The organism is Cupriavidus alkaliphilus (assembly GCF_900094595.1).
Classification (GTDB): Bacteria; Pseudomonadota; Gammaproteobacteria; order Burkholderiales; family Burkholderiaceae; genus Cupriavidus; species Cupriavidus alkaliphilus.
The window spans coordinates 103242-115212 of sequence record NZ_FMAD01000014.1; the positions used below are offsets into that span (position 1 = coordinate 103242).

Below are 11971 nucleotides of genomic sequence, written 5' to 3' on the forward strand. Positions count from 1 at the left end.
GATAGCGCCGCGGCGGCTCAGCCGGCGGCCGTCTTGCCGCCGTTGCCGCCATTCCCGAGCAGCGCCTTGAGCGCGCCGAGGCGGTCCTTGGGACTCATCGCCGGGGTCGCGTCGACCGGCGCGGGCGCCTCTTCGAGCTTCATCTCGCCGATAAAGCGCGAGGGCTGGCACGAGTAGGTCTCGCGCGCACGCTTGCGCTTCTTGCACCAGCTGACATGCAGGCTGCGCTGCGCGCGTGTAATGCCCACGTACATCAGGCGCCGCTCCTCCTCGATCTTCTCGTCGCTCATGTCCTCGTCCTCGCGGCAATGGGGCAGGATGCCCTCCTCCACGCCGACCAGGAACACATGCGGATACTCCAGACCCTTGGACGCATGCAGCGTGGACAGCCGCACCGCGTCGGGATCTTCCTCGCGGCCCTCGAGCATGCTCATCAGCGCCACGGTCTGGGTCAGTTCCAGCAGGTTCTTGCCGTCGCTGCCGAAGCCGTCGGCGGTGTCGAAGCCGGTGGCCTCCCCGCCGTCCGCGCCTTCGGGCTTGGTGCCCTTGCGCTTGAGCCAGTCGAGGAATTCCAGGGTATTGGTCCAGCGCGACTGCGCCTGCCGCTCGTCGAAGCTGTCGTACAGGTAGGCCTCGTAGTGGATGCCGGCCATCAGGTCGTCGAGCACCTCGGTGGCCGGGTCCTTCGCCGCACGGTCGGCCAGCCGCACCATCGATTCGCAGAACACGCGCAGCGGTTCCAGCTGGCGCGGCTGCAGCTTGCCCTCGATGCCACCCATCATCGCCGCCTCGAACAGCGAAACCTTGGCCTGGCCGGCGAACGTGCCCAGCACTTCCAGCGTGGTGTTGCCGACGCCGCGGCGCGGCGTGGTGATGGCGCGGATAAAGGCGGGATCGTCGTCGGGATTGGCGATCAGGCGCAGGTAGGCGCAGATGTCCTTGATCTCGGCCTTGTCGAAGAAGCTCTGGCCGCCCGACAACACGTACGGGATGCGCTCGCGCCGCAGGATCTGCTCGAACAACCGCGCCTGGTGATTGCCGCGGTACAGGATGGCGTAGTCGCGGAACTGCGCGCGGCGCTCGAACTTGTGCGCCGACAGGCGGAACACCACCGACTCGGCCTCGTGCTCCTCGTCGTTCATCGGGTGGATGGCGATGGGGTCGCCCATGCCGTGCTCGCTCCACAGCTTCTTGTCGAACAGCTTGGGATTGTTGGCGATGACGGCGTTGGCCGCTTCCAGGATGCGCACGGTGGAGCGGTAGTTCTGCTCCAGCTTGATCACCTTCAGGTCCGGGAAGTCGGTCTGCAGCCCGCGCAGGTTGTCCAGCGTGGCGCCGCGCCAGCCATAGATGGCCTGGTCGTCGTCGCCCACCGCGGTGAAGGCCGGCGCGCGCAGGTGCGAGCCGCCGGCGAGCAGCTTGAGCAGCTGGTACTGGCAGGCATTGGTGTCCTGGTATTCGTCGACCAGGAAGTAGCGCAACCGGTTCTGCCACTTGAGTTGTACCGCTTCATTGCGCGCGAACAGTTCCGCGGGCAGCCGGATCAAATCGTCGAAATCCACCGCCTGGTAAGCGTTCAGCGTGGCGACGTAGTTGCGGTAGACCAGCGCGGCCTGGTGCTCGTCTGCATTGGCGGCCTGCGCGATCGCGGCCTCGGGGTCGACCATGCCGTTCTTCCACAGCGAGATCGTGCTTTGCACGCCGCGGATCAGCTTTTTGTCGGTGGTGCCCAGCTGCTCCTGGATCAGGCCGAAGCAGTCGTCCGAATCCATGATCGAAAACTGCGGCTTCAGGCCGACGTGCTCGGCTTCCATGCGCAGGATCTGCACCCCCAGCGAGTGGAAGGTACAGACCGTCAGCTGCTTGAGCGGAATGCGCTTGCCCTCGCGCGTGGTCTTGCCTTCCATCAGCTTGCCGATGCGCTCCTGCATTTCCTTGGCCGCCTTGTTGGTAAACGTGACGGCGGCGATATGGCGCGGCTCGAAGCCTTTGTCCTCGATCAGATGCGCGATCTTCTGCGTGATCACCCGGGTCTTGCCGGAGCCCGCGCCGGCCAGCACCAGGCAAGGCCCGTCCAGGTAGCGGACGGCTTCGGATTGTGCGGGGTTCAGGCCATGGGTCATGCGGGGCGGGCGTTCGGGGGCGGCGGCGGAATTGGCGGAAGACGGCGGGATTTGCCAGCGCCCCGGCAATGGAGGGCGGCAAAGCTGGCGATGTTAACACGCTCGTCGCAGCGGGTCAGTCAGCGCCATGCGCAACCGCGGGCCCGGCTGTGTCATCGGCGTAACACTTCGTAAAGAACGGAGCCAATGGCATAACGCGACACTCTAACCAGTGTGTCCCCCGGTCCGCCGGATCGCTTGGGCATGCACAAATCATCACATCGGAGCCAACAATGAAAACCATGCAAACTTTGACCAAGGTGACCCTGATCGGCATGACGGTCGCGGCCTTTGCCGGTTGCGCGGACATGACCCCGAAACAACGTAACACCGCCATCGGCGCCGGTGCCGGCGCGGTGGGCGGCGCCATCCTGACCGACGGCAGCGCGCTGGGTACGCTGGGCGGCGCGGCAGTGGGCGGCGTGATCGGCAACGTCGTCACCGACGAGAAGAAGAAGTAAGGCCACACCGCGCAGCAGTGGTACGGCGGGCCTCTGCCGTGGTTTGACAAAGGCCGGGGCCTCCCGTACATTGCGCGCATCCGACCGGGAGAGCGCGCATCGCTTGCGCCGCCGAAGGGGTATCACCCGAAAACTCTCAGGCACCACGGACCGGTCGGATCGGCATGCAACATGCACACGATGCATGCCGCACTCTGGAGAGCGGCACCCGCCATTCGTGGCGAGCGTGCCCACCGAAGGGGCGCGCGAGGATGGGGTCCATGGGATCCGCCTCGTAATCTCTCAGGTATCGAGGACAGAGGGGTCATCCGCCGCAGCGGATCGCTTGCCATATTGGCGTAGCGAAGGTTGCGGCGGATGACCCTTTTTTGTTTTCGCCAACCGAGACTGCCCCCGAGGATTCCATGACGCTCCAGGCCACGCCCCTCAACGCTATCCACCGCGCCCTCGGCGCCCGCATGGTCGACTTCGGCGGCTGGGACATGCCGGTCAACTATGGCTCGCAGATCGAAGAGCACAACGCCGTGCGCAGCGACGCCGGCATGTTCGACGTCTCGCACATGTGCGTGGTCGATCTCGCCGGAGCCAATACCCGCAGCTTCCTGCGCGGCCTGCTGGCCAACAACGTCGACAAGCTGCAGACCCCCGGCAAGGCACTCTACTCCTGCATGCTCGACGAAAACGGCGGCGTCATCGACGACCTGATCGTCTATTTCTTCGCCGAGGACCGTTTCCGCCTGGTGGTCAACGCCGGCACCGCGGTGGGCGATATCGACTGGATCCGCGCCCGCAACGACGCCACCGGCAGCGGCGTGACCATCACGCCGCGCCGTGAGGACGTTGCGCCCGAGGGGGTAGAGCCGCTGGCGATCGTCGCGGTGCAAGGGCCCAACGCCCGCGCCAAGGTGTGGAGCACCTTCCCGTCGACCCAGCCTTCCGATGCGCTCAAGCCGTTCAACGCCGTGGTGGTGCAGGACCCCGCCCTCGGCGAAGTGATGGTGGCGCGCACCGGCTACACCGGCGAAGACGGCTTCGAGCTGGTGGTGCCGGCCGCCAGCGTCGCCGGCCTGTGGGAAAAACTGAATGCCGCGGGCGTGCGTCCGGCCGGCCTGGGTGCGCGCGACACGCTGCGCCTGGAAGCCGGCATGAACCTGTACGGCCAGGACATGGATATCAAGGTCTCGCCGCTGGACGCGGGCCTGGCGTGGACCGTCGACCTGCAGAGCGAGCGCGACTTCACCGGCAAGGCGGCGCTGGCTGCGGCCGGTTCGCGCCAGCAGTTCCTCGGCCTGATCCTGCGTGACAAAGGCGGCGTGCTGCGCGCCCATCAGAAGGTCATCACCCCAGCCGGTGACGGTGAAATCACCAGCGGCACCTTCAGCCCCTCGCTGTCGCAATCGATCGCTTTCGCGCGCCTGCCCCACGGCGTGAACGTGGGCGACACCGTGCAGGTCGAGATCCGCGACCGCAAACTCAACGCGACTGTGGTTAAACTGCCGTTTGTGCGTCATGGCAAGGCACTCGTGAGCTAAGGGAAAGCCCCGCTCACCCAACGGTCGCCCTCGCCTGCCGGCAGCGTTGCCGGGCAGGCATCACCCAAACAAGAAACAGATCTGAATCCGGAGAACCTTCATGAATTTCCCCGCTGACCTCAAGTACACCGAGTCGCATGAGTGGGTGCGCGTCGAAGCCGATGGCACGCTCACCATCGGCATCACCGACCACGCCCAGGACGCGCTGGGCGACATCGTCTTCCTGGAACTGCCCGAGGTGGGCAAGTCGGTCGGTGCCGGCGACGCGCTGGCCGTGGTGGAATCGGTGAAGGCCGCGTCCGACATCTACGCACCCGTGGCCGGCGAAGTGATCGCCGTCAACGAAGCCGCCACCGCGGCGCCGGAAAGCGTCAACGCCGACGCCTTCGATGCGTGGCTGTTCAAGCTCAAGCCGGCCAACGGCGACGACGTCAACGGCCTGATGTCGGCCGACGCCTACAAGGCCAGCGTCGGCGCCTGATCGCCCGCCGGTCCCGCGCCAGGGACCGGCACCCCGCATTCGCGGCGCCGCGGCACGGCTGACCACCTGCCGCTGCGCCCCCCACGAGGTTCTTGCCCATGAACGCCCCGCTGCCCACCCCGCTGTCCATGAACGCCGCCCAAGCAAACCGGCCCACGCTGGCCGAACTGGAGGCGCGCGACGCCTTCGCCGCCCGCCATATCGGCCCCGATACCCCCGAGCAGCAGCACATGCTGAAGGTGCTCGGCTATGACAGCCGCGCCGCGCTGATCGACGCCGTCATCCCCGCCGCCATCCGCCGCCGCGATGGCATGCCGATGGGCGAGTTCACCGAGCCGCTGAGCGAAGAGGCCGCACTGGCGAAACTGCGCGCGCTGGCAGGCAAGAACAAGGTCCTGAAAAGCTTTATCGGCCAGGGCTACTTCAATACCATCACGCCCGGCGTCATCCTGCGCAATATCTTCGAGAACCCGGCCTGGTACACCGCCTACACGCCCTACCAGCCCGAGATCTCGCAGGGCCGCCTGGAAGCGATGCTGAATTTCCAGCAGATGGTCACCGACCTGACCGGGCTGGACATCGCCAATGCGTCGATGCTCGACGAAGGCACCGCCGCGGCCGAGGCGATGACGCTGCTGCAGCGCGTGAACAAGCACGACTCGACTATCTTCTTCGTCGCCGACGACGTGCTGCCGCAGACGCTGGAAGTGATACGCACGCGCGCGCTGCCGCTGGGCATCGAGGTCAAGGTCGGCCCCGCGGCCGACGCTGCCGCCGCGGGCGCCTTCGGCGTGCTGCTGCAGTACCCCGGCGTGAACGGCGACATCAATGACTACCGCGCCATCGCCGACGCCGTGCACGCCGCCGGCGGCCTGGTGGTTGCCGCCGCCGACCTGCTGGCGCTGACGCTGGTCGCCGCGCCCGGCGAATGGGGCGCCGACGTGGCGGTGGGCAACTCGCAGCGCTTCGGCGTGCCGCTGGGCTTCGGCGGCCCGCACGCCGGCTACATGGCGGTGAAGGATGCGTTCAAGCGCTCGATGCCGGGCCGCCTGGTCGGCGTCACCATCGACGCGCAGGGCAACAAGGCCTACCGCCTGGCGCTGCAGACGCGCGAGCAGCATATCCGCCGCGAGAAGGCCACCTCCAATATCTGCACCGCGCAGGTGCTGCTGGCGGTGATGGCGTCGATGTACGCGGTCTACCATGGCCCGCAGGGCCTGAAGCGCATCGCGCAGCGCGTGCATCGCCTGACCGCGACGCTGGCCGCCGGCCTGCAGGCACTGGGCTTTGCGCGCACCAATGCCAGCTTCTTCGACACGCTGACGCTGGAAACCGGCTTCAACACCGATGCGATCCACGCCGCCGCGACCGCGCGCGGCATCAACCTGCGCCATGCCGGCGCCACCCGCGTCGGCATCTCGCTGGACGAGACCGCCACTCGCGCCGACGTGATCGCGCTGTGGGAGATCTTTACCCAAGGCAAGCCGCTGCCCGCCGAGGTCGACTTCGACAAGCTCGAGGCCGCCGCGCAGGATGCCTTCCCGCCTGCGCTGGCGCGCACCAGCGCCTACCTGACGCACCCGGTGTTCAACACGCACCACGCCGAGCACGAGATGCTGCGCTACCTGCGCATGCTGGCCGACAAGGACCTGGCGCTGGACCGCACCATGATCCCGCTGGGCTCGTGCACGATGAAGCTGAACGCGACCAGCGAGATGATTCCGGTGACCTGGCCCGAGTTCAGCCAGATCCACCCGTTCGCGCCGCTGGACCAGACCGTCGGCTACCGCGAGATGATCGACCAGCTCGAGGCCATGCTGTGCGCCGCCACCGGCTATGCCGCGGTCAGCCTGCAGCCCAACGCCGGCTCGCAGGGCGAGTACGCGGGCCTGCTGATCATCCACGCCTACCACGCCAGCCGCGGCGAGAGCCATCGCGACATCTGCCTGATCCCGTCGTCGGCGCACGGCACCAACCCGGCCTCGGCACAGATGGCCGGCATGAAGGTGGTGGTGGTGGCCTGCGACGAGAACGGCAACGTCGACCTGGAAGACCTGGCGAAAAAAGCCGAGCAGCACAGCCAGAACCTCGCCGCGATCATGATCACCTACCCCTCCACGCACGGCGTGTTCGAGCAGGGCGTGCAGCAGATCTGCGAAATCGTGCACCGGCACGGCGGCCAGGTCTATGTGGATGGCGCCAACATGAACGCGATGGTCGGCACCGCGGCGCCCGGGCAGTTCGGCGGCGACGTGTCGCACCTGAACCTGCACAAGACCTTCTGCATCCCGCACGGCGGCGGCGGCCCGGGCGTCGGGCCGGTTGCGGTCGGCGCGCACCTGGCGGACTTTCTGCCCAACCAGGACAGCGTCGGCTATCGCCGCGACGAGCGCGGCATCGGCGGCGTGTCGGCGGCACCGTTCGGCTCGGCCAGCATCCTGCCGATCTCGTGGATGTATATCGCGATGATGGGCTCGGCCGGCCTGACCGCGGCGACCGAGAACGCGATCCTGGCCGCCAACTATGTCGCCAAGCGCCTGGCGCCGTACTACCCGGTGCTCTACACCGGCCAGCACGACCTGGTCGCGCACGAGTGCATCCTGGACCTGCGCCCGCTGCAGAAGGAAACCGGCATCAGCAACGAAGACGTGGCCAAGCGCCTGATGGACTACGGCTTCCACGCGCCGACCATGAGCTTCCCGGTGCCGGGCACGCTGATGATCGAGCCGACCGAGTCCGAGGCGCTGCATGAACTGGACCGCTTCATCGATGCCATGATCGCGATCCGCCAGGAAATCGGCCGGGTTGCCGACGGCACCTTCGACCGCGACGACAACCCGCTCAAGCACGCCCCGCACACCGCCGCGGTGGTCACCGCCAACGAGTGGACCCACCAGTACACGCGCGAGGAAGCCGCCTACCCGGTGGCCTCGCTGCGCACGCAGAAGTACTGGCCGCCGGTCGGCCGCGCCGACAATGTGTACGGTGACCGCAACCTGTTCTGCGCCTGCGTGCCGGTCAGCGACTACGTGGTGGACTGAGCCGGCACCCCGGCCAGAAGCTAAGCTGTACTCAGGGCGCCGCGCAACGCGGCGCCCGCCGGCCTGGTCCGGCGTCAAAACTGGAGGCCGTCCGTGGCAGTCAGCGTATTCGATCTGTTCAAGGTGGGCATCGGCCCGTCCAGCTCGCACACCGTGGGCCCGATGCGTGCGGCACTGATGTTCGCGCAGGGGCTGGAGCGCGACGGGCTGCTGCCGCAAGTCGGCAGCGTGCGGGTGGAGCTGTATGGCTCGCTCGGCGCCACCGGCAAGGGCCACGGCACCGACAAGGGCGTGATCCTCGGCCTGATGGGCGAGGCCCCCGACACCGTCGATCCCGATTCCATCGACACGCGCCTGGCGGCTTTGCGCAAGAGCCGCGAGCTGTCGCTGCTGGGCCGCCATATCGTGCCCTTCGTCGAGAAGGAGCACATCGCGTTCTACCGTCGCGAGGCACTGGCCGAGCATCCCAATGGCATGAAGTTCCATGCCTTCGACAGCAGCGGCGCAAGCCTGCGCGAAGCGCGCTACCTGTCGGTCGGCGGCGGCTTCGTGGTCACCGCCGGCGCGCCCAATACGCAGGTGCTCAACGCCGCGCAGCAGCTGCCGCACCCGTTCCGCAGCGGCAAGGACATGCTGCAGATGGCGCAGGCCAGCGGCAAGAGCATTGCGCGGCTGATGCTGGAAAACGAACTGACCTGGCGCAGCGAACAGGAGGTCATCGACGGCCTGCTGCATATCTGGGATGTGATGCAGGCCTGCGTGGCGCGCGGCTGCCGCACCGACGGCGAACTGCCGGGGCCGTTCAAGGTGAAGCGGCGCGCGCCCGAGCTGTACCGCAGCCTGACCGAGCGCGCCGAGCGCACCCTGTCCGATCCGCTCTCGGTGATGGACTGGGTCAACCTGTACGCCATTGCCGTCAATGAAGAGAACGCCGCCGGCGGGCGCGTGGTCACCGCGCCAACCAACGGCGCGGCCGGGATCATCCCGGCGGTACTGCACTACTACGATCGCTTCGTGCCTGGCGCCAAGCGCGACGGCGTGGTCGACTTCCTGTTGACCGCCGGGGCGATCGGGCTGCTGTACAAGCTCAACGCGTCGATCTCCGGCGCCGAGGTCGGCTGCCAGGGCGAAGTCGGCGTGGCCTGCTCGATGGCGGCCGGCGCACTCGCCGCGGTCACCGGCGGCAGCCCGGCACAGGTGGAGAACGCCGCCGAGATCGGCATGGAGCACAACCTCGGCCTGACCTGCGACCCGGTCGGCGGGCTGGTGCAGATCCCGTGCATCGAGCGCAACGCGATGGCGTCGGTCAAGGCCGTCAACGCGGCGCGCATGGCGCTGCGCGGCGACGGCACGCATTACGTCTCGCTCGATTCGGTGATCAAGACCATGCGCGAAACCGGCGCCGACATGAAGACCAAGTACAAGGAAACGGCGCGCGGTGGCCTGGCGGTGAATATCGTGGAGTGCTAGCGGCGGCGCGGCGTATCATGGCGGCGTTCCCCCGGCCAAACAACAAGAGGACGGCCATGCAGACCTTCCACCAGCTGTTCGACGAGACCTCGTCCACCTTCACCTACCTGCTGATCGACGCCGCCACCGGGGACGCGCTGCTGATCGATCCGGTCGACCACCAGCTCGAGCGCGACCTGCAACTGCTGCAAGCGACCGGGGCGCGCCTGGTGTGGGTGATCGAGACCCATGCCCATGCCGACCACATCACCTCGGCCGGCCACCTGGCCCTGCAGACCGGCGCGCATACCGCCGCGCCGTCCGGCTGCGACATCAAGCCCGCACACAAGCAGCTGATCGACGGCGATACCGTCGCCTTCGGCAAGCAGGTGCTGCGCGCCATCCATACGCCCGGGCACACCGCCGGCAGCATGAGCTACCTGTGGGAGGAAGCCACCGCCGACGGCATCGTGCGCCGCGTCTTCACCGGCGATGCGCTGCTGATCGACGGCTGCGGCCGCACCGATTTCCAGTCCGGCGACGCCGGCACGCTGTACGACAGCCTGACCCGCAAGCTGTTCGCGCTGCCCGACGATACGCTGGTCTATCCGGCCCATGACTACAAGGGCCGCACCGTCTCCACCATCGGCCATGAACGCGCGCACAACAGCCGCGTCGCCGGCCGCACGCGCGAGCAGTTCGTCGAGATGATGCGCAACCTGAACCTGCCGCGCCCCAAGCTGATCGATGTCGCCGTGCCCGCCAACCAGCGCCTGGGCCTGCGCGACGGCGAAAGCGTGCCGCACGGCGCCTGAATTCCTTCCCAACCCCAGGAGTCCCTGCATGTCCACCTACACCGCTGAAGTCCTGTGGCAACGCGACGGACAGGATTTCGCCGGCAACCGCTACAGCCGCCGGCATCTGCTGCGCTTCGACGGCGGCGCCGAAGTGCCGGGCTCGTCGTCGCCCCATGTGGTGCCGCTGCCGATGTCCGACGCCAGCGCGGTCGACCCGGAAGAGATGTTCATCGCCTCGCTGTCCAGCTGCCACATGCTGTGGTTCCTGTCGCTGGCGGCAAAGCAGCGCCTGGTCGTCGACCGCTACCTGGACGCCGCCACCGGTGTGATGGAAAAGAACGCCGACGGGCGCATGGCGATGACGGTAGTGACGCTGCGCCCGCAGGTGACGTTTGGCGGCGCGGGCGAACCCACGCGCGATCAGCTCGACGCCCTGCACCACGCCGCGCACGAGGCCTGCTTTATCGCCAACTCGGTTCGCACCGAGGTGCGCTGCGAACCGGTGTACGCCGGCGCCTAGCCGCCACGGACACACACGGCCATGCCGGCCAGCGCGCCCGCCGCCGCCACGGCCCCATCGGCGCCGCCACGGACGGCGCGGGCGCGCCGGTGGGGGTGGCTGGCCGCGGCCGTGGCCGGGCTTGCCGCGATCGCCATGCTGCAGGACCACTTCCTCTATTTTCCCGAACGCGCGTCGGTCGACGACATGGTCTCGTCCGGGCTGCGCGCCTGGCCGGGTCCGGATGATTTCCGCGGACTGGTGGCCGAGCCGCCCGGCCCGGTGCGGGCCACCGCCATGGTGTTTCACGGCAATGCCGGACATGCCGGGCATCGCGACTACTACGCCAGCGCGCTGGCGTCGCTGGGCATCCGCGTGATCCTGGCCGAGTATCCCGGGTACGGACCGCGCACGGGCACGCTGGGCGAGCGCAGCTTCGTCGCCGACGCGGAACGATCGATTGCGCTGGCGCGGCGCCAGTACGACGGGCCGCTGCTGCTGATCGGGGAATCGCTGGGGGCAGGCGTCGCGGCGGCCGCGGCGGCGCGCCAGCGCGAGCACGTTGCCGGGGTCCTGCTGATCACGCCGTGGGACAGGCTGTCCCATCTGGCCGCGCACCATTACCCGTGGCTGCCGGCAGGCTGGGTCCTGCGCGACCGCTACGACAGCGTCGCCAACCTCGCGGGCTTCGGGCGCCCGGTGATGGTGGCGGTGGCCGAACGCGACACCATCGTGCCGGCACGCTACGGCGAGGCGCTGCATGCGTCGCTGGGCGAACCGCGGCGGCTGACGGTGATCGAGGGGGCCGGCCACAACGACTGGATCCGGCACGTGGACCGGGCCTGGTGGCAGGACGCCACTGCGTTCCTGCTGGCCCCACCTCCCACACAAACAAAATAACATCACGCCGCCAAAACGCTGATTTGACTTACCCCTGCGGGCCGCAAATACTGGCCTTCACAGAACGGACTTGCCGCTTGCCCACCGGGCGGTGCGTTTAGCGCTTGCAGCGCCGACATCCTTTGGGGGAACACCACATGAACCTACGCCTGCTTCGCAAGCCGTATCTCGCGCTCGGCGCGCTGGCCGCGGCTTGCACCCTGGTGCCGGCCCAGGCCATGGCGCAGAACAAGCCGGTGGCCTACCCGGCCAAGGGCCAGAGCCAGCAACAGCAGGCCAGCGACGACGGCGCGTGCTACAGCTGGGCCAAGCAGCAAAGCGGCGTGGATCCTGCCCAGGCGGCCAACGCGCCGCCGCCGGCCCAGGCGCAAGGTGGCCAGCGCGTGCGGGGAGCGGCGGGCGGCGCCGCCGCAGGGGCCGTCGCGGGTGCGATTGCGGGCGACGCCGGCAAGGGCGCGGCGATCGGCGCTGCAACGGGTACGGTCGCCGGCGGCATGGCGCACCGCCAGTCGCGCCGTCAGGCAAATGCGGCCAACCAGCAGGCTGCAGCCAACGCCAGCCAGGCAATGGGCTCGTATTACCAGGCCTGGGGTGCCTGCATGGAGGGGCGCGGCTACAGCGTCAAATAAGACAGCGGGCGGCCCGGTGC

General features: G+C 68.2%; 10 protein-coding genes and 2 riboswitches. Of the genes, 9 read left to right on the forward strand and 1 reads right to left on the reverse strand.

Annotated features, from left to right (window positions below; translation table 11 throughout):
* Window positions 1-17 precede the first annotated feature (17 nt).
* Window positions 18-2123, reverse strand: a complete 2106-nt coding sequence (locus GA0116996_RS24400; RefSeq protein WP_092316731.1) for a UvrD-helicase domain-containing protein — start codon at window positions 2121-2123, stop codon at window positions 18-20.
* 272 nt (window positions 2124-2395) lie between these two features.
* Here GA0116996_RS24400 and GA0116996_RS24405 point away from each other — a divergent pair, with 272 nt between their 5' ends.
* The 9 genes from GA0116996_RS24405 (at window position 2396) to GA0116996_RS24445 (ending at window position 11951) form a co-directional block, all read left to right on the forward strand.
* A complete protein-coding gene (locus GA0116996_RS24405; RefSeq protein WP_092316733.1) occupies window positions 2396-2623 on the forward strand; it encodes a glycine zipper 2TM domain-containing protein in 228 nt (75 codons plus the stop codon).
* 75 nt (window positions 2624-2698) lie between these two features.
* Window positions 2699-2786: riboswitch (glycine riboswitch) on the forward strand.
* Between the two features lie 21 nt (window positions 2787-2807).
* A riboswitch (glycine riboswitch) is annotated at window positions 2808-2932 on the forward strand.
* Window positions 2933-3027: 95 nt separating this feature from the next.
* A complete protein-coding gene (gene gcvT / locus GA0116996_RS24410; RefSeq protein WP_092316735.1) occupies window positions 3028-4155 on the forward strand; it encodes a glycine cleavage system aminomethyltransferase GcvT in 1128 nt (375 codons plus the stop codon).
* Window positions 4156-4255: 100 nt separating this feature from the next.
* Complete coding sequence (gene gcvH, locus GA0116996_RS24415) at window positions 4256-4636, forward strand: glycine cleavage system protein GcvH (RefSeq protein ID WP_010812169.1); 381 nt, start codon at window positions 4256-4258, stop codon at window positions 4634-4636.
* A 98-nt stretch (window positions 4637-4734) separates the two neighbouring features.
* Window positions 4735-7677 carry an aminomethyl-transferring glycine dehydrogenase gene (gene gcvP, locus GA0116996_RS24420; protein WP_092316737.1) on the forward strand — a complete coding sequence of 981 codons (2943 nt, stop codon included), beginning with the start codon at window positions 4735-4737 and terminating at the stop codon, window positions 7675-7677.
* Between the two features lie 93 nt (window positions 7678-7770).
* Complete coding sequence (locus tag GA0116996_RS24425; protein ID WP_092316739.1) at window positions 7771-9147, forward strand: L-serine ammonia-lyase; 1377 nt, start codon at window positions 7771-7773, stop codon at window positions 9145-9147.
* 56 nt (window positions 9148-9203) lie between these two features.
* Window positions 9204-9941: an MBL fold metallo-hydrolase gene (locus GA0116996_RS24430; protein ID WP_092316741.1), complete on the forward strand. Its 738-nt coding sequence runs from the start codon at window positions 9204-9206 to the stop codon at window positions 9939-9941.
* Window positions 9942-9969: 28 nt separating this feature from the next.
* On the forward strand, window positions 9970-10443 hold the full coding sequence (locus tag GA0116996_RS24435; RefSeq protein WP_092316743.1) for an OsmC family protein: 474 nt from the start codon (window positions 9970-9972) through the stop codon (window positions 10441-10443).
* Between the two features lie 21 nt (window positions 10444-10464).
* The gene (locus GA0116996_RS24440) at window positions 10465-11322 is read left to right on the forward strand and encodes an alpha/beta hydrolase (protein WP_092316745.1); all 858 of its coding nucleotides are present in this window, start codon (window positions 10465-10467) and stop codon (window positions 11320-11322) included.
* A gap of 137 nt (window positions 11323-11459) precedes the next feature.
* Window positions 11460-11951, forward strand: coding sequence for a YMGG-like glycine zipper-containing protein (locus tag GA0116996_RS24445; RefSeq protein ID WP_092316747.1), 492 nt, complete (start codon window positions 11460-11462; stop codon window positions 11949-11951).
* Window positions 11952-11971: the final 20 nt, after the last annotated feature.